Origin of the sequence: secondary endosymbiont of Heteropsylla cubana (assembly GCF_000287355.1) — a bacterium.
Lineage (GTDB): Bacteria > Pseudomonadota > Gammaproteobacteria > Enterobacterales > Enterobacteriaceae.
Genome location: NC_018420.1, coordinates 599,759 through 626,210, shown reverse-complemented (window position 1 = coordinate 626,210; position 26,452 = coordinate 599,759). Strand labels below are relative to the sequence as shown.

At 30.7% G+C, this 26,452-nt stretch carries 11 protein-coding genes, 5 tRNA genes, 1 other RNA gene and 1 pseudogene; 11 read left to right on the top strand and 7 right to left on the bottom strand.

Annotated features, from left to right (window positions below; genetic code table 11):
• Positions 1-473: 473 nt before the first annotated feature.
• Positions 474-716: a hypothetical protein gene (locus A35E_RS03225; RefSeq protein ID WP_160142536.1), complete on the bottom strand. Its 243-nt coding sequence runs from the start codon at positions 714-716 to the stop codon at positions 474-476.
• Positions 717-2,076: 1,360 nt separating this feature from the next.
• On the opposite strand from A35E_RS03225, the gene nadC reads away from it, so the two are divergent.
• The gene (gene nadC, locus A35E_RS01650; RefSeq protein ID WP_014888944.1) at positions 2,077-2,967 is read left to right on the top strand and encodes a carboxylating nicotinate-nucleotide diphosphorylase; all 891 of its coding nucleotides are present in this window, start codon (positions 2,077-2,079) and stop codon (positions 2,965-2,967) included.
• Positions 2,968-3,356: 389 nt separating this feature from the next.
• On the opposite strand, the gene priA is transcribed toward nadC, so the two are convergent.
• Positions 3,357-5,558: a primosomal protein N' gene (gene priA, locus A35E_RS01645; protein ID WP_014888943.1), complete on the bottom strand. Its 2,202-nt coding sequence runs from the start codon at positions 5,556-5,558 to the stop codon at positions 3,357-3,359.
• Positions 5,559-5,738: 180 nt separating this feature from the next.
• Between priA and rpmE the strand changes: the two genes are divergently transcribed.
• The gene (rpmE, locus tag A35E_RS01640) at positions 5,739-5,951 is read left to right on the top strand and encodes a 50S ribosomal protein L31 (RefSeq protein WP_014888942.1); all 213 of its coding nucleotides are present in this window, start codon (positions 5,739-5,741) and stop codon (positions 5,949-5,951) included.
• A gap of 686 nt (positions 5,952-6,637) precedes the next feature.
• Positions 6,638-8,200, top strand: coding sequence for an apolipoprotein N-acyltransferase (lnt, locus tag A35E_RS01635; RefSeq protein WP_014888941.1), 1,563 nt, complete (start codon positions 6,638-6,640; stop codon positions 8,198-8,200).
• Between the two features lie 326 nt (positions 8,201-8,526).
• Here the strand turns inward: lnt and A35E_RS01630 are convergent.
• Positions 8,527-8,600: transfer RNA gene (locus tag A35E_RS01630), tRNA-Arg, on the bottom strand.
• A gap of 157 nt (positions 8,601-8,757) precedes the next feature.
• Here A35E_RS01630 and folD point away from each other — a divergent pair.
• Entirely contained in the window at positions 8,758-9,627 is an 870-nt protein-coding gene (gene folD, locus A35E_RS01625; protein ID WP_044105116.1) for a bifunctional methylenetetrahydrofolate dehydrogenase/methenyltetrahydrofolate cyclohydrolase FolD, read from the top strand.
• A gap of 243 nt (positions 9,628-9,870) precedes the next feature.
• Here folD and cysS read toward each other — a convergent pair whose 3' ends face one another.
• Entirely contained in the window at positions 9,871-11,259 is a 1,389-nt protein-coding gene (gene cysS / locus A35E_RS01620) for a cysteine--tRNA ligase (RefSeq protein ID WP_014888939.1), read from the bottom strand.
• Positions 11,260-12,997: 1,738 nt separating this feature from the next.
• Here cysS and A35E_RS01615 point away from each other — a divergent pair.
• From A35E_RS01615 to ssrA, 6 genes are all read left to right on the top strand, one after another.
• Positions 12,998-13,079, top strand: a tRNA-Leu gene (locus A35E_RS01615).
• Between the two features lie 22 nt (positions 13,080-13,101).
• A tRNA-Gln gene (locus tag A35E_RS01610) sits at positions 13,102-13,173 on the top strand.
• Positions 13,174-13,320: 147 nt separating this feature from the next.
• A tRNA-Met gene (locus tag A35E_RS01605) sits at positions 13,321-13,397 on the top strand.
• 12 nt (positions 13,398-13,409) lie between these two features.
• Positions 13,410-13,481, top strand: a tRNA-Gln gene (locus tag A35E_RS01600).
• A 1,120-nt stretch (positions 13,482-14,601) separates the two neighbouring features.
• Entirely contained in the window at positions 14,602-15,084 is a 483-nt protein-coding gene (smpB, locus tag A35E_RS01595) for an SsrA-binding protein SmpB (RefSeq protein WP_014888938.1), read from the top strand.
• A gap of 54 nt (positions 15,085-15,138) precedes the next feature.
• Positions 15,139-15,514: a transfer-messenger RNA gene (ssrA, locus tag A35E_RS03065) on the top strand.
• Between the two features lie 867 nt (positions 15,515-16,381).
• Here ssrA and A35E_RS01590 read toward each other — a convergent pair.
• The 3 genes from A35E_RS01590 to queC all read right to left on the bottom strand — a co-directional run bounded on the left by A35E_RS01590 (position 16,382) and on the right by queC (position 21,078).
• Positions 16,382-19,240 carry a valine--tRNA ligase gene (locus A35E_RS01590; protein WP_014888937.1) on the bottom strand — a complete coding sequence of 953 codons (2,859 nt, stop codon included), beginning with the start codon at positions 19,238-19,240 and terminating at the stop codon, positions 16,382-16,384.
• A 16-nt stretch (positions 19,241-19,256) separates the two neighbouring features.
• Positions 19,257-19,709 (bottom strand): DNA polymerase III subunit chi, encoded by a 453-nt coding sequence (locus tag A35E_RS01585; RefSeq protein ID WP_014888936.1) that lies wholly within the window; start codon positions 19,707-19,709, stop codon positions 19,257-19,259.
• A 673-nt stretch (positions 19,710-20,382) separates the two neighbouring features.
• Positions 20,383-21,078, bottom strand: coding sequence for a 7-cyano-7-deazaguanine synthase QueC (gene queC / locus A35E_RS01580; protein WP_014888935.1), 696 nt, complete (start codon positions 21,076-21,078; stop codon positions 20,383-20,385).
• Positions 21,079-22,573: 1,495 nt separating this feature from the next.
• Between queC and uvrA the strand changes: the two are divergent.
• A pseudogene (gene uvrA / locus A35E_RS01575) lies at positions 22,574-25,439 on the top strand (excinuclease ABC subunit UvrA).
• The last annotated feature ends 1,013 nt before the right edge of the window (positions 25,440-26,452 follow it).

Sequence of the window (26,452 nt, the reverse complement as noted above, 5' to 3'; positions counted from 1 at the left end):
TAATATTTGAGTTTGAAATAATCGAACTAATTTAAGTTAAGCATAAATATAGAGAAAAAACAATTAATAAGCTATGGTAAATTTATATAATATAAGTGAGATATGAATACATTTTAAGTTGCTATTAAATATAAGTAATAAAAATTACACCTTATATAATAACATATATAGACGTATAGATAGATTAAAAAGCTGAAATTAAATTTCTTAATCTATTTAACAATACTGCTAATATAAAAGATCATACTAAATTACATTGAACACCTTAATAAAATACTAGTCCATTGACTAACAATCAAGATAAGAAATATAACAAGCATTTGTAAATAGAGGTTATCTAATACTAAACTAATACTTCATCTTATTGATTTTGTTTTATAAATTTTTTTTAGTGACAATAATTGGCGCAAAAACAAAGACAGCTATAAAGATAGCTAGCATCGTAATCAACACAAACTTCAGTTTGTAACTTATTATGATAAAAAAATAAATAACAAGCACTGTAAATTAGAAATTAATAAACTGATAAAACGAGATATATTAACAGGTTGAAGATTAGAAACATGATGAATAATAACACGCACAACATCAACTAAAAAAACATCATCTATTAAGCTTCCTAAAAACCAGAAAAAGGCCTGTACTAATATTTTTACGGTTCCACAAATATCTGATAGACGAATTGCTGACGACTTGTCGGGGAATACAAAGTACATCAGTAACATTATATAAAATTACTAAATTGTTTACTGTAAAGCAAAAAAAATAAATATTCAATCATTACGTTTATCAAAATACTAAACTCTTAAAAAAAAAGAAAATACCAAATAAATTATTACAAAATAAAATAAAAAATACCCCAATATAAACTACTTACCATATTTGAATTATATAAAATCCTTTAAAACTAAAGATTTAAAAATATTATTTTCTTTTCTACACTAACAACATGAAATATTTTAATAATTATTTTAATGTCGATAAAAATAGAATGTTTTTATAAAAAAAGTAATATTATCATATTAATTAATTATTAAATCATTTAAGATGGTTTTAATATTTTTACGCAAATAATTTTGTTAATTTATTTGCTATAAATTAAGTCCAACTAAATATTTTTTCGCAATTTAAAAAAAATGTTCAATTAAACTTCAACAATTAAATAATAAATATTATTAAAAGTAATTAATAAAAACAGCTGATGCTGTTAAAATTTATTATTTTAATCATTTCTAATGATCTGCGTCTTTTATAAAATTAAGGTGATCAGAGCAATGAACATTCGACTTTATAATAAAAATTATACTTCAAGGTCTATTTAGCTTTTCATAAGATCTAATTTATTAAAATAATGAAAAATTAGCTTTAAATTATATATAAAACAAATCTTATAACAAACCCTCTGTTACAGAGTATATACTATTTAAGTATAAATGCTGACTACTCTTTATTTTCTTAACACAGCATTCTACTATTAGATTTTTACGACTTTATGTCTATATTGTTTATTTTTCAAAAAAAATTAAATATTAGTCTATGGATGATGTTGATAACACAAGTTTCTTTGTTCTGCATACATTTATTAATAAAGAAATGATTTATACAATTTTATTAAATTTTCTGCTTTATGAAAAATTAAAATTAATTAGACCTAATACGCCTCAAATAGAGAAGGATAAAATGACTTTATCATTTATTTAAAATAAATGTAGCTACAACTTAATAATAAAATATTTTATAAATACTTAAAATTTCTCTTTATTTTTTTAATATCAGATGAATCATCTAAGTATCTAACGAAGGATCCATTCTTACTTAAGCATTATCTTATCAGTAAAATATATTTTACTTCCAATGATTGTTTTCATGAATACCAAAGAAAAAACCCTTAAAAGTTAAAATAATAATAGTCTCTAAAAAAAATAAAAATTATCAAATTTTTTTACGCAATAAATCTATCTATAAATTTAATCGCGAAGTAAATTTACTTTATTTATTAAAATACTCACTCGTCATGATAACTAAATTACATTATTCTTGCTATTTATGAATCATTTTATAAATAAGGAGATTCTTATGTCTATCCACAGTTATAAGGTTAACCGTTATAGAGCAAAATTGCTTTCTCGCATTCAAGAAGATATTCCGTTATCTGTTAATATGGCACTAAAAGAAGATCTGGGTGGTAATGTTGACGCCCATGCCGATGTCAGCGCACTTTTACTTCCTGTAGAAAGTAAAGCTAAAGCTATCATTTTCGCACGTGAACATGGTATCTTTTGTGGCCAACTCTGGCTCGAAGAAGTTTTTAAACAATTGGGAGGTGGCGTAGCAATTGAATGGTTTGTAAAAGATGGAGACAAGGTTTTCCCTAATCATTCGCTTTGTCGATTGAGTGGTTCAACTCGACTACTACTTACTGGAGAACGAACTGCCCTTAATTTTATTCAGATGTTATGTGGAGTGGCTAGCGAAGTAAGACGATACGTTGCGGCAATAGCTGATACTACTACAACGGTAGTTGATACACGAAAAACTATACCTGGACTGCGCACAGCTCTAAAATACGCGGTGTTATGCGGTGGGGGCAGTAATCATCGACTTGGACTGGACGATGCATTTCTCATTAAAGAGAATCACATTATTGCTGCAGGCTCAATCAGTAACGCAATCGCTGGTGCCTTAGCATTGAGCAATGATCTACCAGTGGAAGTCGAAGTTGAATCTTTAAATGAACTCGTTCAAGCATTAGATGCTGGCGCTGACATTATTATGCTTGATAACTTTAACTATCACGACATTAGAAAAGCGGTAGAAATAACACGCAAACGCTCAGTGTTAGAGGTTTCCGGAAATATTACGCTAGCTACATTAAGAGATTACGCACTAACTGGTGTTGATTATATTTCTGTTGGTGCGCTAACCAAACATCTACGAGCACTTGATTTATCTATGCGTTTTCATTAAAACCATCATTAATATAATAGCGAGCAATATATTTTAACCTATTGATATCTAATTAATTTTACGTATCAAGTGTCGTTTTTTTTATAAAAAAAATAGTAATAAGGTTAAATATCTAGTGGATGTAATAAAAAAAGGACTACAGGACTACTATTCTACTTAAAACTACACTAATCAGTATAATTTTATAATCTATTAAAATTATTTTTTAGTGATATATTTAGCTCAAGAATGACTAAGTAAAAATTAAAACTAGTCTAATAATTTATAATCCAAAGAGTATGCTTCTTTTATTAACTAGAATTCTCTTGGTATATAAAAAGTTTTCTCTAGATTGAAAATCTTCAATTATCGAATAACACGTTTGTTCCTTATAATAAAACAAGGCTTCTTTAGATATCAATAGGATCTATATCTAATGACCATTTTACTTTATTCCCCAATGGTAGAGCACGTATTTTTGGCAAATTAATAGAAATTAAGCGTTGCAATCTTATACGCGAAGGGTGAAATAAAAATAATTGATATCGAAAAAGCCCCCGACGCTTTGGTGGTAATGCAGGGGTGGGGCCTATAAACCATAAGGTATTATCAAATAAAGAACTATTGATCAACACCTGACGCAATTGCTCTAAAAATAACCCTGCCTGATAATCATCATAAGAATCTGCACGAAACAAGATATTTTTGGTGAAAGGAGGCAAACCAACTTCTCGCCGTTCTTTTAAAATCTCTTGCGCACATTGCATATAACCATAATCCAGCAACATTTTTAGAAAAGGATGTTCTGGATAATATGTTTGCAACAATACTTCTCCTAATTTTTTCGCACGCCCCGCCCGACCTGCAACTTGAGTATATAACTGAGCAAAACGTTCAGTGGCTCTAAAGTCAGAAGAACATAGCACTCCATCTACCTCTAATAAAGCAACAAGTGTAACATCTGGGAAATGATGCCCTTTTGCTAGCATTTGAGTGCCAATTAAAATACGCGCTCCACCTCGTTTTATATTAACTAAAAAATTTTCTAAGGAGTTTTGACGCGCCGTTGTGTCGCGATCAATACGTGTTATTTCTATATTAGGAAATAAAGACGACAATCCTATTTCTAATTGCTCTGTACCTACTCCAAAAGCAACAAGCTGAGTAGAGCCGCATTGAAGACATGAAAATGGTAGAGACTGGTGCGTGCTGCAGTTATGACAACGCAATTGACGACAATGTTGATGTAAGATATGATTCAGATCACATCGTAGACATTTAGCTATCCAACCACATTCATGACAGAGTAATATTGGAGAAAAACCACGTCGGTTAAGAAATAACATAACCTGATTGCCTTGTGATAAATGCATACGCATTTTTTTTAGCAACAACACTGAAAGTCCACATGTTAACTCTAAACCTTTAATATCTATTAGCTTCTGCATCGGTAATTTAGCACTACCGACACGTTTACCTAATGTCAGTTGTCGATATTTTCTTTTATACACATTATACAACGCCTCTAAAGAAGGAGTAGCGGTCCCCAAAACAATTGGTATATTTTCCTCCCGAGCCCGAAAAACTGCCAAATCTCTGGCGTGATATCTCCACCCTACATGTTGTTTGTAAGAGCTATCATGTTCCTCATCAACAATAATCATGCCTAGTTGAAAAAATGAAGTAAACAATGCCGATCGAGTTCCGATAACAATGGCGCATTGACCGTAACGAGCGTGTTTCCAAACAGATAAACGTTTACTATCACTTAACCCGGAGTGTAAAACTTCAATAAGAACATTAAAACGCTTGCGAAACCGAGAAATAGTTTGAGGTATCAAACCGATTTCTGGCACAAGCACTAAAGCTTGCTGACCTTTACTTAAAATTGTTTCGAGTACTTTTAAATAGACTTCAGTTTTTCCAGAACCAGTAACCCCAACTAAGAGCCAGACAAAAAACTTTTTTTCTACACTGCAAATAGCATGTATCGCTTTAGATTGTTCAGCATTTAATTGAAACTGAAAATTTTTGTTATTTACTTGGAAGTCAGAACTCCAATCGCACCCATCTTTTTCTATGAATCGAAAATTACATAAACCTTTGTCACGCAATGACGTTATATTGCTCTTCGCCAATTTTAACTCACATATCTGATGATGATATATTGATTTTTGACAAAGAGCTTTTAGAGCTTTTTTCTGTTTCGGAAGCCCGTTTAAACTATCAAGAGATACGCTTTGTCCTTTTTCTGTAATAAACCACTCCTGAAGTGGTGTTTTTTTTATAGGTTCTCCTTGGCGAAGCAAAACAGGTAAAGTGTGAAATAATACTGCGCCTGGGGGATGATGGTAATAAGTTATAGCCCAAACTAAAGTACGCCAAAGGTTACTGGAAAACAGAGACTCGTTATCAACGATGTCCGTAATAGGTTTTAAGTAAGTCAAAGCTACCTTACTATGATCGGTTAAAGCTATAACAATCCCAATAATCTGACGTTGACCAAATGGAACTAGTACTCTCCCGCCAATCGGCGGTACTATGTTATCTGGTGCAAGATAATCAAAAATCCGGACTACAGGAATAGGTAATACAACTTTAATAAAAGGCATAAATTAATAATCCTAAGCATTGTTTTTATTAATTCTATTTGAATATCTTCTTGCGTTTTTGTATAATATGATGCATTTTATATGCAATTTGATGTTTTTCAGTTTTATAATGGACTCTACTTTTTTATAAAAATCTATAATTATCTATAGACATTAATATCAGTTGACCAAGAGGTTTATATGAAAAAAAACATTCATCCAATTTATAAAAAAATTCTTGCCACTTGTTCTTGCGGCAATATTATAGAGATTCGTTCTACCATCGAACATAATTTGAGCTTAGACGTATGCAGTTCGTGTCATCCGTTTTATACCGGAACGCAACGTGTCATTAATACTGGGGGTCGTATTGACCGATTCAACAAGCGTTTTAAGATACCAAAAGAAAAATAACAAATAGAAGATTAACTTTCCGTATAAAACTATATCTTGATTTTTTTTCTTTTATAAAAAAACAAGTGTATTTTTTAGTTAAAATTAAAAAAAATATATGGTATTATATCATATTTATATAGATATTTACTATAATTAGATCAATTTTAGTTATTAATCGTAAATCTATTTTAAAATAAAACACTTAACGCAAATATAAATTTTTTAGTTGTTTATAACCAATTTTCTTATTTTTAGCTCTGCACTCTAAAGTCAGCAATGAATTTTCAATATTCTTATTGGATTAGTAATATTAACGTTATTTTCTTAGATTGTATTAATTATAAAACTTTTCTTAAAAAATCCTTTTTTATTAATAATTTTTTATATTAACTATTTAACTTCTAATATCATTATTTTTCTTAAATATAGCTATCGCCCAATACGTCAACTGACTAGATTCATAACGAATATTTCCTTAAAATGGTATCGATGAAAAAATCTCTACGAGTAAAACTCGAAACAAAAAAATACACACATGCGCGTAATTTAATTGTAGATAGTTTATTCTGCCCAACAACACCCTGAAAAAGCACATCAAGACTCAATCACAATCTTTAAAAAAAGATCGTCAACAAAAAAAACCAGCTAATATCTCTAAACCTTATAGCAATAAGAAATTTCTTTCTAAAAACATTAATTATTTTATGTTTATTAATTTACGGTTTTTATTTCCACGATTACGTGAACTATTAGCACTCAGTTCTGGAGCTTGTGGTACATTAGCTTTTTCCCCATATGATTTATGGCCCGCTGCCATAGTATCACTCAGTGGTCTACTAGCAATTAATCTGAAGTGTAATGTACGACAAGCCGGATGGTATGGTTTCCTCTGGGGTGTAGGCCTGTTCGGCACAGGTGTTAATTGGATCCATATAAGTATTACACAGTTGAGTGGATCATTCCCTCTACATATCATCCTGATGATAATTTTAACTGCTTATTTAGCACTTTATCCTCTCCTTTTTTCTATACTACTAGTGATATTTTGGCCCCACACCTCTATATGGCGATTAGCATTCGGTACTCCGGTGCTCTGGTCAATTACTGAGTATTTACGCGCGTGGATCTTTACAGGGTTTCCTTGGTTAGAATTTGGCTATAGCCAGATAGATGGTCCATTAAGAGGAATTGCGCCGCTATTTGGTGTACAAGCAATCACTTTTATATTATTGTTAGTAAGTGGACTATTCGTCTATACTTTTACAAAACAGAATTTTTTACCTGCTCTTATCGCAGTAGCTATTCTAGTTTTACTCTACCCTTTATGTTTACTACGTTGGTACAAATCACAACCAAATCGTACAATTAACGTCACACTAGTACAAGGCAACATTTCTCAAGTAGCTAAGGGGCAAGTAAACCAAATAAAACCAATGCTAGACATTTATCTAAAATACACCCTTCCAGCTATTGGTAATGCACAAATAGTAATTTGGCCAGAATCAGCTATACCCGATAATGAACTAACTCACCATACGTTATTAATGGAACTTGATAAACAGTTACGGGCGGGGAACACTCGATTAATTACTGGGATTATTGAGGCGTCTCCTACTACAAACGGCTATAATTACTACAACAGTATTATTGTATTAGGCGAATCTACACCCTATTTTCTTTCTTCAAAGAATCGCTATAAAAAGCATCACTTAGTACCATTTGGTGAAACCGTTTTCTTAAAAAGAATTATTCAATCGCTCTTACGAACTTGCAATCTACAGATGCTATCATTTAGTAAAGGACGTTATTTACAAGACCAACTTCTCGTGTCAGACATGAAAATAACTGCCACAATCTGCTACGAAATTATTTTAGGTACTCAGGTGCGAGATAATTTTCGCTCTGACACTGATTTTCTTTTAACAGTTTCAAATGATGGATGGTTTGGAGATTCTATTGGACCCTGGCAACATTTCCAAATGGCACGTATGCGTTCACTAGAACTTGGACGTCCACTTTTACGTAGTACAAATAATGGAATTACCGCACTTGTTAACGCAGATGGTAAACCAGTAGCTCAATTACCGCAATTTACACGCAATGTGTTAAACATTCGTATAACACCAACAAAAGGTATAACTCCCTACGCTTACCTTGGATCTTGGCCTCTATGGACTGTAGTTTTTCTAATCGGATATATCGCACTATTTTTTAGTCGACAAGATATTTTAAATAAATCTTATATTAAAAAAATTGATAACAAATAAACTCAAACATGTTAACTTTACCTATAATCTTTATTAAATTATTAAATTACTTGATCTTATTAAATTTTCTTCAAGAAAGAAAATCATAAACTTTTTTTTAAAAATCTTGTTTTTTACATTTTTTTATAATTACATGAACTTTATTGCATTCTGTTAGTTTTAAGAATCTAGTTTAATATATTGTGATAATTTTTAAAATTAATTATTTAATAAATAAAAAATAAGAATCTAATGATACATTAATACTAATTCCTTTTTTTTCAAAACAAGTATATATTATTAATGCTATATAGAATAATATTCTTATAAGTTACATACTTTGATTGTGCGCCCTGTAGGACTTGAACCTACGACCTACGGCTTAGAAGGCCGTTGCTCTATCCCGCTAAGCTAAGGGCGCTTATAAAATTATTTTATCTCTTGTCCTTCACGTAGACTGCATTATACTGGAGTAAGTATTTCAGTAAATATTTTTTTTGTCTACTAATAGAAAAAATTACGTTCTTGATAAAATATTATCTCCTAATCTTACTTAAATTAACGAATTGCTCATTTGGATGCTAGCAAAAATAATGGATGGTAAAACTGTTGCAAAACAGATTAGAAACGAAGTAGCTGTGCGAGTTAAAGCGCGAATTAAGGCTTGCAAACGCCCACCAGGGCTAGCAGTAGTACTTGTTGGACACGACCCTGCTTCGGAAATTTATGTCGAAAATAAACGAAAAGCCTGCAAAGACGTCGGATTTTTTTCCCTATTTTATAATCTTCCCAGTACGGTAAAGGAAGAAACATTATTAGTGTTAATTGATCAACTGAATGCTGATCACCGAATTGATGGGATTTTAATACAACTGCCCTTGCCACCAAACATGAACTATCTTAATATAATAGAGCGAATTACCCCTGATAAAGATGTAGATGGTCTCCATCCATATAATATTGGTCGACTTTGCCAACGTTCACCTCGGCTACGTTCTTGTGCTCCCCGCGGCGTTCTTATGTTATTAGAATATTATCACATTAATACTTTTGGTCTTAATGCCGTTGTAGTTGGCGCTTCTAATATCGTTGGCCGACCAATGAGTCTTGAATTATTACTAGCAGGCTGTACGGTAACTATTACTCATCGTTTTACACGTAATTTACAATGGCATATTCAACATGCTGATCTATTAGTTGTAGGAGTAGGCAAAGCAAATTTTATTCCTGGTGAATGGATAAAACCTGGTTCAGTAGTCATCGATGTGGGGATTAATCGTATGAAAGATGGTAAAGTGGTAGGTGATGTAGATTATATTAGTGCCGCACAACACGCGGCTTACATTACACCTGTTCCAGGTGGGACAGGACCAATGACAGTTGCTACGCTTATCCAAAACACTCTACATGCATGTGAGAATTATCATGATATAACACCATCATCCTAATTTTCAATTAAACGATCTCATGAAAATATAATCTATTTATTTTTTTGCATTTATTGAGATTCTAGTCATAAAGTAGCTAACTTTACTCCAAATATCACCCATACATAAGAGTCGCTTAACACCCAATAACATTCATTAAAAAACTTTGAATATGATTAGAAAAAAGTATTTTCTTCTATATAAAATAAACAATTTAAATAATAGAAGAAAATTAGAGATAGCATACTTCCAACACTTTAACTGCTACCGACGCCTCCAAAATGTTTTTTCTTCAGAATCTTCTAAAATAATATCAAGTGCAGTTAGCTTGTTCCGAACTGCATCTGCTACATCCCACTGCTTAACTTTACGCGCTTCATTTCGCTTTTGGATTAGCGCTTCTATTATGATATTTTTTTCTAAATTATCTTCTCTTATTTTTTTTAAAAAAAGATGAGTTGGTTGCTTAAACAAACCTAATATCCCGCCTAAATAGCGTAATGTTGCCGCCATACCTTCTACCTCTTTTGTTAATTTTTTTCTTTTTAAAGAATTGACTACATGTGCAACATTAAAGAGTACAGAGTAAGCTTCTGGCGTATTAAAGTCATCATTCATAGCTTTGATAAACCGTTCAATAAATTCTTCACCTCCCGATGGAAGAGCAGTTGTGCTAGTACCGCGAAGAGCAAGATACAAATGCTCAAGTGCTGAACGAGCCTGTTTAAGGTTAGATTCACTATAATGTATTGGACTTCTGTAATGAGCTGACATTAAAAAATAACGCACAGTTTCAGGATCGTAATCCTGCAACACTTCTCTCACGGTGAAAAAATTATTTGATGATTTTGATATTTTTTCACGATTAAACATAACCATTCCAGCATGCATCCAGATATTTACATAAGGACCATCCTGAGAACAGGTAGACTGAGCAATCTCATTTTCATGGTGAGGAAAAATTAAATCTGATCCACCACCATGAATATCAAAATGATGTCCAAGCTGTTGTCTATTTATAGCTGAACACTCAATATGCCAGCCGGGACGACCAGCACCCCATGGCGACTCCCAACTTGGCTCGTTAGGTTTTGCTTTTTTCCATAAAACAAAATCGCGAAAATCTCTTTTTATGCTCGGAATTTTAGCTCGAGTATCTACTTGAAGTTGATCTAAATCTTGACGTGACAATAATCCATAATTTTTATCAGTATCCACCGAAAACATTACATCACCATTATCGGCTATATAAGCATGATCTCTTCTTATTAGTTTAGCAACAAACTCTATAATTTCAGGTATATGTTGCGTTGCACAGGGTTCTTTGTTTGGAGGTAAAATGTGTAACTTTTCAAAATCACTGCGCATAGAACTAATCATGCGTAAAGTGAGATTATGACATGTCTCTTTATTTTCAGCAGCACGACGAATAATCTTATCTTCAATATCAGTGATATTACGAATGTAATTAACAGTATATCCACAGTGACGAAGATATCTAGTAACCATGTCAAAAACGATGAAAGTTCTTGCATGACCAATATGACAAAAGTCATAAACAGTAACACCGCAAACATATATGCTGACTTTACCAACACAGATAGGTTTAAAAACTTCTTTTTGATGTCGTAAAGTATTGAAAATCTTTAACATCGAAAATTGTCCCATTTATGTTCAAACTATGCATTGAAATCTAATTACCAAAATAATATATTATCCAATAATATCAATTATCACAATAGTTTCATGCAAGTATTGCAAAAAAAACATTGTTTTGATTAGATTTAACCAAATAAAAATGTGGCATTTGTCAATATGCTATACGAGTGTTATTCTTGCGATAATGTTCATAAAAAATCCATATTAGTAAACTCCACACCTAATCAAATAACACCTTAATTCTATTAAATCTTGTGTCATGTATTACTAAACTAACAATAGTGAAGCAATCTTCTTAAACCATTCAACTATCAATCGCACATGAAAAAAGTAAAACATATGTCTTAATAAAGACAGCGATATATGTTATATACAACAATTATATTTGCTAAATCCGCAACTAAATATACTGTAAACAACGAATGATCTTAAATATTTAAGTATTTTACCAAAAAAAACATTGCTTCATTTCTATTGATAAATTTTTTATAAATAGATTTTCTAGCAACATTAAAACATCTCCGTGCAAATAAATTCATTATTATAGCATTTCGATGCTATCCAGATATCTAATAAAAACATTTTATGGTTGACTTTACTATGCTTATGAGCAGATACTGTTCTAATGGTAAAAGCTCCTTTAAAAATGCATATTATTTTATTTATTGACAATTCCAATAACTCAGTAACGCATGATAGATAGAAATTATTAAAAAATTTCATAAAGGAAAATTGATTACTGTGAACAATAAAAAAAAGAGAGACTCTGTTTGATTTTTTTTTACATTGACAATAAGAATATTAAGATAGCCTGTATTTGTAAAATATTTTTACTCTAATATCTGCTACAATATAAAACTAAAAAAAACAGTTAACTAAAATAATTCAAACATGTGAACTATTAAATGAAATCTTTAATAGACAAGCAATTTTTTATTACCAATAAATCTATTGTATCCAGTTTCTCCTATTAAGACAATATTAAGCTTAAAGAGGTAAACATTTACTTGATTTAACTAAATCAACATTTACATGAATTAGTAAGTTTCCTATAAAATAATTACAGTACATGAGATGCTTTCATTTCCAAAACTAAGTAAGAAGGATATAATTATATCTTTTTTTCTAATAAACTTAAAATATGATGTTGGCTACATTAATATTACAAGCATAATAAAAACATCGATAATTAACGTTTCAGTTAGAGCAACAACTAACAGAAGATTCGCTATTATATTTCTTATAAAAAAACTATGTTCCACTTTATAACTTATTAGGTTAAATATTACTTAACTCCTATCAATCATTGTATAAAATCAATATAAAAAATAATAAAAATTCTTTATAAAAAGGCTTACAAACTGCGCTAAAAATACTCTTAACTGAACATTAAGTTATTATTAACACCAAATATCGAACATGAAAACTATTTTTGCATAATAACATCATTTGACATTTTATTTACTAGAATATATTATGATGGAATAAAATCTTTTAGTGTTAGAAAAATATCTAAAAACAGTATCTTTAAGTTTACCTTTATTAAAATCAGACTCGTAATTATCAAAATAACACTACTTAAAAACATACATAAAATGTAATCTAGATTGATTAATAACGATTTGACTATAATCTATCAACTTTGCATAATTAATTTTACGATTTAAGTTAATAAAATATAAAAAATAATTATAGTGTTAAACTTTAAAATTTCGATCCTTTCTAAATATATACGGGAGTGGCGAAATCGGTAGACGCACCAGATTTAGATTCTGGCGCTGCGAAGCATGCGAGTTCAAGTCTCGCCTCCCGTATTATATTTAAAGCACACAACAATGGGGTATAGCCAAGCGGTAAGGCAGCGGGTTTTGATCCCGCCATACCCAGGTTCGAATCCTGGTACCCCAGAATTTTTACACTTTAAATACTAAATATAGTTAGTAAAGAAATACTATAGATTTATAAGTTGTTATTGATAATTTAACTCTAATTGAAGAAAAATTTAAAAATAAATTTCTTTATTAACAAAATCTTTATTAAAAAATCACGCAACAAGGCTACGTAGCTCAGATGGTTAGAGCACAGCACTCATAATGCTGATGTCACAGGTTCAATTCCTGTCGTAGCCACCATTTGTTTTTTTTTGGGGTATGGCCAAGCGGTAAGGCATCGGATTCTGACTCCGATATGCCCAGGTTCGAATCCTGGTACCCCAGATAAATAAAACGTAGCTAAACAGCTATATTTTCTAATTTAATAAAAAAACATTTAAGTTATTTTAGTGTCTTTGAATAATGCAAACAATGACATTTCTAATATTTATCTATACCTGATTTTATTTCATTAGATAACACAAAGTATTCCCTATTTTAAATACACTCACTCTAAGCAAGATCTATGTCTTATCCTGATATTTTTTTAAATGTATTATTTAATATAACAAAATTAAAAAAAAGGTAGCTTGTGCTTAATTACTTTTAAGTAGACTTAAAAATCTTAAAATAAAAATCCCACTTTTTAGTGACTTTAAAAATAACGATCTGCTTGCCAAATTATGATTATTTTCATTTATAAAATAATTTTCATTCTTAACTCATGCTTAGTAGTATAAAATTAATAGATTAATATTTATTAGATAAAAGTGTTTTTATAAACATACAGAAACAATAAAACTCTTAACTTACAAAACAAAAGTGCTCTAGTAGTATAGAAAAACATTTCTAATGTGTTTTTTTTAAAAACCTCAATCAAATTGCTTTGTGAATATAAAATATTTTTATCACTAATTACCTTTTTTCTAAAACTTCAAGATGTAATTTATATTTTTATATTTTAGATTTGACATCTATAATATCTAAACTTATAGATAATAAGTGCGCAGTTCTCTGTTATTACTTTTAGAAGTAATACTTAATTTAAAGTAAATATTTTGTCTTTTTATTATATCTATTGATTTTAATATGCATTAAATTTTAGCTTTTTTCAAAAGAGAGGAAAAATTCTAAACTAGAATTAGTTAAATAATTTATTCTACAAAGCAAAAATTTTTATAACAAATAAAAAAAATCATAATTCAATCACTTCTCAAATAAAAATGATCTTATTCTGAAAAAAAATTTTAACACTTTACTAAAATCTAAAAATTAGATAAAAACACTTTTAAAAAAAAAGACTCAGAAAGACGAATTTTATCTAATTGATAAAACCTTAAAATAGCATAAAAAGATTACCTATTAGAGATGTCTAGCTAATATAATATTATTATATTTATGAAAATTGTAATCAAAAAAAATATCTTAGTGTTCTTAAAAAGAACTAAATATAGTATGATGAAATATGCAAATAAAAAGACCAAAAAAAACCACATCATCTATTATTTTACAAAATAAACGTGTTCGATATGAATATTGTATAGAAAAAGAATTCGAGGCTGGGCTATCTCTACATGGATGGGAAGTAAAATCGCTACGTGCGGGCAAGGCAAGTATAAATGATAGCTATGTTTTACTGAAAAATGGAGAAGCCTATCTTTTTGGTGCAACCTTCTCACCGTTAACAGTAACTTCTTCTCATACAATATGCGATCCAATGCGGATCCGAAAACTTTTACTTAATAAAACTGAACTTAATTTATTAATTAAGCAAAAAAACCACGATGGTTATACTATTTTAGCTCTCTCTCTCTACTGGAAAAAAGTATGGATAAAAGTAAAAATTGGTATAGCAAAAGGTAAAAAAAAGTACGACAAACGCGAAGATCTTAAAAAACGTGACTGGCAACTGGATAAAGCTCGAATTATAAAGTATTATGGAAAATAACATTTACCCTCTAACTATACAATTAATATTATAGTGTGATATAATATTTTTTTTGGGGCTGATTATGGATTCGACGAAATTTACAAAACTCAAGGTGCATGCCGAGGTGAGGTTGGCCTCGTAAAACAACCTCAAAAAAAATAAATGCAAATGATTCACAATTCGAATCTAAAACTGCTTTAGCAGCTTAAAATTAAAGATTCCCTTTCTACCTAGCCTCCGCTCTTAGGACGGGCAAAAAGAAAGGTCAAACCTAAAAAGAGATCGCGTTGTTATCTTGCCTGAGATAACACGTTAAATTCTAATAAGGCTAGTTTATTATTAGCGTGTCTATCCGCTGCTAATAAATAAATATAAAGACTAGACTAAGCATGTAGTACCAACAGGAAAGAAATTTCGGACGCGGGTTCAAATCCCGCCAGCTCCATAAATTTACGCTAAAATACAAGCATAAAAATCTTTATATAATAAAAAATGTTACTATCTACTAAAGTTCTATTATACAAAAAAACTTTTCATTAAATCGATACCTCAATGAAGAAAAATTAACATAAAGAAAATAAAGACGTTTATTTACAAGTTACCACTGTACAAACCATCTTTATAATACCCTAATCACACACTTAGCAATAGAATTAATTAAATTAATTTTTAATACAATAATTAATCTTGTTTTAATTAATAAATAAACTTATGATTAACATGCTAATCTACATTTCTGTGAGTATGATGCATAACTAAATGAAGCGGAAAATAATTTAATCAGCAGTAAATTAGAAATTTATAACAATAAAAAGCAAGCGCCGCATCAACCTAATTTAATTCTTCATTCTATGATTTCAATATAAATGAATAATCCAGAATGAGTGCGTTAAGTACGAAAAATATACGATAAATTATCAACTGTAAAAAAATGACTTTTGATTTTTTTATTTAATTTCCTCTATCCGAGATAATGTGACTTGTTTAGTCTGTTATGAGCAGCATCATAAAAAGCATCATAATTAACATGCTATACAGAAAAACACCTGTTATTTACTCTACTAACTACAGAGTTGCACATTAACCTAGTACTTTTATACCCATAAAAATGCTCATCAAATAATTGGAAAGAAACCTGATATTGAAATCGTCGAAAAAATACGGTTAAATAGAAAAGTATTGTAGATGAATACATTACAATGTTAACTGAATAAGTTTAGTGTAAATTCAAAGATATCTCACGTAAATTCACAAAAAAAAATGACTCTTACTATGTAGAAAAACCGATCCGTTTCTACCATTCTAGGTTACAGTATTATAATCCAGAAAAAAACACTTTCTGCTCCTGTAGTTTTTTTATAGATTCTTGATATGTTTTAAGCTTATCTCGTTCTTTCATCACTACTGCCTCGGGAGCATAACTGATAAAACCCTGGTTTCCGAGTTTGGCTTTAATACGATCAATTTCTTTATTAAGACGCATGAACTCTTGTTCTAAACGATCTAACTCAATGTCCTTGTCAACAGAGCTTTCCATTACAATTAATAATTCAGCACCATCAATAATCTCTATAATAACAGCTGGACATTCATCTTCCGATAAAACAAAAGTTAAAGATTTGAGTTTCGCTAAACTTATAATCAAATCCATGTTTTCATTAACCCTACGCACTACAGAAGTAGAAGCGTTACGCAATAACACTGCTATCGGCTTGGTAGTAGGAATATTCATTTTTACACGAACAGTGCGTATGACAATAACAATTTTTTTAATCCACATAAAATCTACACAGGCATTCGAATCAACCATAGATACATCACAGGATGGAAACGCTTGTAACATTAATGTATCACCATCATGTTTAGTGATATTCTTTACCTGATACCAGATCTTTTCGGTAATAAATGGAATCATTGGATGCGCTAAATGCAAAATCGCATCTAACATTGTAATGAGAGTATAACGAGTACCACGAAGTTTTTTAATATCTATGCTTTCGTTAAGCAATAATTTTGTAGCTTCTAAATACCAACCACAAAACTCATTCCAAATAAATTCATATAAAAGACTAGCCGCTAAATCAAATCGATAATTATCTAATGCTTGACGAAATTCTTTTACTATTTTATTAAATTCGACTTGTATCCAATAATCAGCTAACGATAAAACTTTAGATCCACCCTGAAAACCACAATCCTGTTGTTTTGTATTTAGTAATACAAAACGACTAGCATTCCATAACTTATTGCAAAAATTTCGATAACCTTCCAAACGCTTCATATCCCAATTAATATCGCGACTAGTACTCGCTAATATCAGCATAGTAAAACGAAGCGCATCAGTGCCATATGCTTTTATACCATAGGGAAACTGTTGTGCAGTGAGCTTGCGAATTTTTTTTGCTAACTTCGGCTGCATCATATTTCTGGTTCGTTTCTTTATTAAATCCGTCAAAGAGATGCCATCAACTATGTCTAGTGGATCAATAGTATTTCCTTTAGACTTAGACATTTTTTCTCCAAACTCGTCTCTAATTAAACCAGTAATATAAACTGTTTTAAAAGGAACCTGCGGATTTCCGTCTTCATCCTTAATAAAATGCATGGTTAACATAACCATGCGTGCAATCCAGAAAAAGATAATATCAAAACCACTCACTATTACATTTGTTGGATGGAAATTGCGAAGCGCATTAGTATTTTCTGGCCAACCTAGAGTAGAAAATGTCCATAATCCGGAAGAAAACCAAGTATCTAAAACATCTTTATCTTGACATAACGCTACATCATTTTTTATTTGATGCTGCTTCCGTATTTCTTCTTCGCTACGACCTACATACACTCGCCCCAAGGAATCATACCAGGCCGGTATGCGATGACCCCACCAAAGCTGACGAGAAATACACCAGTCTCGAATATCATACATCCAACGAAAATATATATTTTCATATTGCTTAGGCACGAATTGGATTTCACCCTTTTTAACCGCTTCAAGTGCTACCTTTGCTAGTGGCTCCATACGTATGTACCATTGGATGGTTAACATCGGCTCAATAACTACACCACCACGATCGCTATAAGGAAGCATAACATCATGATCTTTGATATCTAATAGCAATCCAAGACGATTAAACTCTTCTACTATTTCCTTTCGTGCAGAAAAACGATCTAAGCCACGGAAATTCTTTGGAATTTCTCCTGATACTAAATCGCTAGGTTTACCAAAAGAGTCAAATACCTCGCCAGACTCCCGGACAGTACCATTTAAGGTAAATATGTTAATCATCGGCAATAGATGCCGTTTTCCAACCTCATAATCGTTAAAATCATGCGCTGGTGTAATTTTAACACATCCAGTACCTGTTGTTTTAACAACGTATTTATCAGCAATAATCGGAATACGACGACCCACTAAAGGTAAATTAACGAAATTACCTATTAAGTTACTATAACGAGGATCTTCAGGATGAACTGCCACCGCTGTGTCTCCAAGCACCGTTTCAGGTCGTGTAGTGGCAACTACTAAATAATCTAATCCATCCATAGTCTTTACACCATCGGAAAGATAGTAGCGAAGATACCACATTGAACCTTTTGATAAACGGCTCTCCACCTCAAGATCAGAAACTACAGTTCCTAGTTTTGGATCCCAATTCACCAAACGCTGACCACGATAAATCAAATTTTCTTCATATAAGCGCACAAAAACTTCGTTTACAGAATTAGAAAACCTTTCGTCCATAGTAAAGCGCTCACGCTGCCAGTCTATAGAATTACCGAGTCTACGCATTTGATTAGTAATTGTCTTACCAGTTTTCTCTTTCCAACACCAAATCTTTTTGATAAAAGCATCACGACCATAATCGTGGCGAGTTTTTCCTTCTTCATGAGCGATTTTTCTCTCCACTACCATCTGAGTCGCAATACCGGCATGATCAGTGCCCACTTGCCACAAAGTATTTTTACCCTGCATTCGATGATATCGAATCAGGGTATCCATAATAGTTTGTTGGAAAGCATGCCCCATATGTAAACTACCGGTTACATTGGGCGGTGGAATCATGATGCAGTAACTATTTTGCATCCGATGATTATTTGGCTTAAAATAACCTTTTTGCTCCCATTTCTCATACAAGGGCTGTTCGATATTTTTTGGGTTGTATGTTTTATCCATTATGAGAAATTAATCACTATGTTGAAGACTTAGATGTAATCACATGAAACCCGAGGTTTCGATATTGTTTATAACGACAGCGCGCCAATTCTTTTAAAGTATTATCATTTGGAACAAAATCTATTACTGAATTAAAAGAGAAAGGAAAAGTCACATCAGTTTCCAATAGATTGATCAATAAATCTCGGTATATATTGCGACCTTCTAAACGCTGAGGCCAACAAATTTCTATTGGAGACCCGTCAGGGAAACCTTCTCCCACTAAATTGTGCGGTATAAATTCATCAGCAGAACGCCCCCACAAAGCTTCATCAAGTCTAAATGCTTGAGTATCATCTTTACAGAAGATGAGTATTCTTTTTACTTGCCGCCATTGTTTAGCAACGAAATCACAAACAAACTGCTCTATCGCAGCTAGATCATCTATTGTTACATGTTGGTTAAGGACGTAAAACGTTACACTTTTCATGCGAAACCAGATGAAGAAAGAAATAATTAAACAGTAAAAATGTTGTTTTTTTTAAAATCATATTTTTTAAATCAACAGCCACTTCTAAATTTAATAAAAACCACTAAAAACTAATAATGTTGTTTAATAATTAGAAATGTTGAATATGTTTCTCATTAAACTAAATTTTTAAGATAAAAATAAATGATATATAAACTAATTTACTTAATTCGCTAAAAAAACAAACTAGCTATTTTTCCTAGAATTATTTGTAGAATCGAGGTTCTAATCTTAACTAATCAAAAAGAGTATAGATGATTTTTTTTTGAATAAAATTTGATTATTATTGAGCAATAAATTCTATAAAAAAATTTTTAACAATAGTATGCTTGTTAAGCACTTTCACTATACAAACATCATAGCGTTTACTATTTTTATATCAAATGCATATAAATTTCAATTATTTATTTATAGAAAATCAAAAACTTTAAATATAAACATATTATCTACAAGAAAAAGATAAATCAGGATTATTAATAATCATTTTTTTTGATTAATTATTTCTAACCTACACTTACCTAATCAACTAAGTTTATTATACCTAATTTGCTCTTTAACTTTAACTTTCTTAACAATTAACTCCTCCCTAATTATCTAACTATTTAAAAACAATAATCAAGGTGATGTCATCTATTTAACATATGTTAATTTTAGATTTTAATAAATTCATAACTCTTTTCGGGTCTTCCCGATATCTTGATAAACCACACGCACGTAAATGGCAAGCCTGACATTGAGCACAACCATCTCCTTTAACTCCATTATAACAAGTTAAAGTGTCATAACGTATAAGATTAAGCTGATGGTAATAATCTGCTAAAGCCCAAATCTCAGCTTTACTCAACCACATTAATGGCGTAATAAAACTAAGTTCATACTCCATACCAAGATTAATAGCCATATTTAACGCTTTGATGAAATCATTACGACAATCCGGATAACCAGAAAAATCCGTTTCACAAACACCGGTAATCACTACAGTTGATTCAATTTGATAACTATAAATGGCAGCTAAAGTTAAAAATAAGATATTTCTTCCAGGAACAAAAGTGTGTGGAATCTGGCTTGTATCATTTTCATAACTTATTAATGGAATTTTATCTTGAATCAGACTACTTACAGTCATATTATTAAGAATATTCATGTCAAATATTTTATGCGAGGTTATTCCTAATTTAGCTACCAACTTACTCGCAACAACGATTTCCTCGCGATGACGTTGACCATAGTTAAAAGTCACACAATGCACTTCATCATACTGAGTTATTGCCTGGATAAGGCAGGTTGTTGAGTCTTGTCCACCACTAAATACTACCACTGCTCGTTTCATCTATATCTATATACTCTCTCAACGTTACAAGATCGAAAAAACCACAAGCCTCTAACTAAAATTAATTCTATAAAGATCACAATCCATTTTTTCTATTTTTTAAAAACATCTTTTAGTCACAATGAGTTTGTTAATTAATTGCAAATTTCCAAATCTAGATAACTTTAAATTTTAAAATGTTACGGTCAAATCAAAAATAAAAAAAACAAATTAATTTAGCGCATGCTAATAAAACTCCTAAAATAAAAAATTTTTAATATATCAAACATATTAATTAATTATATATTTTTTTATATGAAAAAAAACTACCTCATATAAAAAATCAGCTTAAAGAGATTCAGAAACCAAACTTTAACATTACTTTAGATATTAACTATAAATCAAAAAAAATGATATATGATAAAGAACAACTTCTTTCTTAATTATTATAATTTTAGTAAATTTTGGTCAAGTAACAATGATGTATTTTGATAATAGAAGAACTTTATAAGTTATATATTTGAAAAAGTACTCACACATTACCAAGCAAAATTAAATACCCTTAATGTCGATATAAAAAATACTACTTAAATTACTTTTAAGATAACAAATCTTGATTTTATATTCTAAATATTTAAATATTTCAATAAAATAATAAAATCTTTAAGTCAATTAAAATCAATGATTTAATCATAATGCATATATTTTAAAATCGATATGAAATATAAAAAAATTTATGCCAAACATCTCTTTATTTAGATTTTTTCATAGTAATTAAACAACAAGAATAAAAAAAACAATCAACATTTATAATCTCATAAATTATATTTTTTAACACTAATTATAAGTAAAGTTAATACTACTAGTTTTAGTAAAACACATTAATCAATTACGCCATTATAACACCTTAGATTTAAATGAAAACTGTTAATGTATTAACAATAAAGTAGCGTACAATTTCATCTATAAAGTTTTTGTGTGAATTGATACTAACCAATTACCTTATTCTCAAATTATTTCTTAATAAACACATTAGAACTATTACCCGATTGTCTCACAACTAATACAAGCTCTCTTTAAAACTTTTTTGATTTTTTATTGAAGTATGCTATTTAAAAAAAGTAAAGTCATACTTTAAGTATTATAACCATTATCAACCTAAAAACTTAATTAACATTCTGTCTGTATGTTGTGTAGACATGGTTGGATTATTAAGAATAATATACGAAAACAATCTATTCTAAATTATAACTTTATAATTTTTATTAAGTGTTTGAATGATTAAAAATAAACTAACTGTATTTATAAAAAGACCGCCATAAAATTTACTTTGTTATGCAGACTAAATTAAGGTAACTCTCAAATATGGCTGAGTTAATCAAAAACATCAAAACTTTAATAATTGAGAAAACATCTCAAGGCACTTTACAATTTTTTGTCTCTAAACGAAAATTTCATGTTTATATGAAATTTAAACACTAAAATATTTTTTTCGTACAGCGTAAAAGTTAATTAAATGAACAAGGTTGAAGTTCGTGGTGCTCGTACCCATAACCTAAAAATATTAACTTAACAATACCCCGAAATAAGTTATTTATTATTAAAACCTTATCAGGTTCTGATAAATCATCTTTAGCCTTCGATACACTATACGCTGAAGGCTAGCGTCGCTATGTTAAATCACTTTCTACTTATACACGTCAATTCCTTTAATTAATGGAAAGACTAGATGTAGATCATATAGCAGGATTCTCACCAGCTATTTCGATTGAATAAAAATCCACATCTCAAAATCCGCGTTCAACAGTAGGAACAATAACTGAAATTACCGATTATCTTCGTCTTCTTTTCGCTTGATTAGATGAACCACGATGCCACTACCATAATATGGCACTAACAACAAAAACTATTAGTCAAAATGGTGGACCATGTTCTAGTCCAACCTGGATACAAACAACTTATGTTACTTGCATCTATTATTAAAGAACGCAAGGTCATACATAGCAAAATACTAGCAAATCTGCTAGCGCAAAGCTATGTCCGTTCCCGCATTGACGGAGAAATCTATAATTTATTAAGCACGTCTAAACTAGAACGTCAAAAAATATACTATTGAAGTAATTGTTGATCGTTTCACAGTCCAGGAAGGTCTTTCTCAATGCCTAGCAAAATCTTTTGAATCCGCTTTATCGCTCTCAGGAGGAACTGCAATCGTATTAGAGATGGATAACGCCGCCATAATAGAAAAGAATTGCTCTTCTGTGTGAACTATACCTGCTCTATATGTAATTATAGCACCCCCGGAACTAGAACCCCGCTTTTTTCCTTTAACAATCCACCTAGAGCTTGCCCTGCCAATGATGGCCTCGGTATACAACAATACTTCGACTTTAGTTGAGAGGTGAAAGATGTAAATCTTTTTCTTTTTTATGGTGCTATTTGCGGATAGAATCGTCATAATTTAGACTATTTCCTAACAATACGCTCATTAGCTACATATTATCAGTTTGATATTGAAACACCCTTTAAATCGTTAAAAACTGAAGTACAAAACAACATTCCATTTGGATCCGAAAAAGAAAATATCATTTTTCAACATATCAACAATCGAGGAAACATTCCAGTTCGCCATTATCCTTTTGAGGGAGCGCCCCCTCAACATAGAACGACGTTATAAAGAAACTTCACCTAATATAATACGAAAAACTTTCTCAATATATTAGTAATCGTATTTGCGCTCACCGTAAAGGTGTTCGATTTCAGCATGCAGCCTGTCACGTCGTCTTGCAAGAAATCACCCCCATCAAAAACCTCTGAAATGGGAATTGCTCAGGCGCTATTGTTTTTTTTAAAAATCTTCAATTAATTGAACAACGTGCTAATATTGCAAGAAAAATACTCAAATAAATTCAAGTTAGACTTGAATTTTTAGTCAACATTAGTCTCAATTACCTATCCTCTTATCACGAGCAGCAGAAACTTTATATGGAAGAGAAGCTCAACGTATCCGTTTAGCTAAACAAGTAGGTGTGGGATTAGTCGAAGTTATGTATGTTTTAGATGAACATCTATATGGCTTACACAAATGTGATAAACATCAGTTGCTAAAAACATTAACAGATCTTCGAGATATAGGAAATACTGTGATCGTTGTAAAACATGATGAAAAAGCTATCCGACCTGCTGATCATGTTATTGATATAGGTCCAGGCGCTGGCATGCGGGACGGTGAGTTAGTCGCTAAGGGAACTACCAAAGAAGTTATAACTAATTCACGATCACTCACCGGTCAATTTCTTAGCGGAAAACGCAAAGTTTCTATACCAAAAAAATCGTATTCCACCTAACACCAGTCGAATATTAAAGCTTATCGGGACAACTAGTAATAATTTTAAAGATATAACTTTAACCCTTCCATTAGGATTATTTACATGCATCACTGGTGTTTCTGAATCAGGAAAATCCACTGTTATTGACAACATATTATTTCCAAAAATCTACCAACAACTTACCGATGAACCTTCTATAAACGTGGGTCTTTATCGCGATGCACAGGATCTAGAAACATTTCGATAAATTTGTCAATATTGATCAAAAATCCAATTAGACGAACTCCTCGGTCTAATCCTACCACCTATACTGATGTTTTTATGGCCAATACGTGAGCTATTTTCTAGCGTTCCAGAATCTCGCTCCCGAGGTTATACGCCAAGCCGTTTTAGCTTTAACATCCGAGCCGGACGCTGTGAAGCTTGTCAAGGCGATGGTCGAATTAAATGTAGAAATTCATTTCTTGTCGGGTGCACATGTTTCCTGCGATCCTTGTAAAGGCCAACGCTATAACCGTGACACACTTTCCATATAGTATAAAAAAAGAGTATCTATCAAGTAGTGGAAATGACCACAGAGGAAGCTCCCAATTTTTTATGCATATCCCGCATTAACGCATAAGCCAAAAACACTCATCGATGTCGGATTATCTTATATTCCTTTAGGGTATTCAGCTTCTATGCTATCTGGAGGTAAAACTCAAAAAATAAAATTAGCGCGCGAATTATCTAAACGTGCTACCAGAAAAAACACTGTATATACTTGATGAACCAACAACCGACTTACATTTCGCTGCTATCTAACAATTATTAACAATACTATATAAGTTTCGGGGTTAAGGAAATACAATGGTAATTATCGAGTATAATCTAGATTTGATCAAAACTGCAGATTAAACTATCGATCTCGGTCCAGAAGAAGGTAATGGTGGTGCGCAAATCTTGGTTTCTGGAACCCCAGAAACAGTAATTAGGTCTAACATATCACATACTACTCGCTTTCTACGTCCAATCTTAAATTGTAGCGCTGATCATCACGGAGACAACAAGTAAAATAAAATAAATAATAACATTATCCTATTTACTGTCTTTAATAAAATTAAAGTAGCATATAACTATACTAAACTTTATATATACCATATCACTATAATGATTGTAATCATCAATATAATTTGTAGTGTTTTCAATAATATCTATTTCACATGCTCTCTCATGATCATCTTGTTTACTTAAACAGATCTCATCAAAAAATTTTGATTATAAAAAAGGTTTCATTATGAAATGATAATAGTTATTTAAACTAGTAAATGAATTCTCATAAATAACTTCTTTTATTCTCTAAACTTTAAAAGCTTTATCTGTTATTTCATGAAAAAATGTTATTTTACTAATGATTAGTAAAATGCATTATATTAGAGAGCATCACTAATACCTTTTCTGTAGATCCAACAACTGAATGTCTATACTAGTAATAATAATTACTATGTATCTACATTCTGATATGAAAAAAAAACAAACAACCATACGATTGCATATTTTTTTTAAATCCAGTTAACTTGCAGATTATATCTATAATAATAACTAAAAAATTCTACTAGATTTGATTTGTTTAAGACATATAGTAGTTCACTAGTTAAAAAAAAGAACTATTACAATATTTTATCTCTTTAGTACTTGTGGAATCCCAAGCTGTTTAAAATCTATTCATACTATAAATAAACTTATATTTTACAGAACTATTAAATCAATTTCCCGAAGAATCTAAATAAATATAAATAATCTTAATACAAACTTATTTTACTAAAAATATAACAAAGATAGCATCGGTTAGATGAAAATTAAATAATAATATTAATAATATTTAACCTATTATATAAAAATCGAACTCAAAAAATTTTAGGCGATAAATACTAGAGACGCTTAATAGCGCCTAAACTTTGATAATTTGATAAAATTAAGAAAACATGATAAACAACATGTATTTTCGAGAAGTTAAGACACAATATTAACCAAATTGTGATATATTAATAATTAAAGCTATAAACAATTTAATAAAATTAGCCATC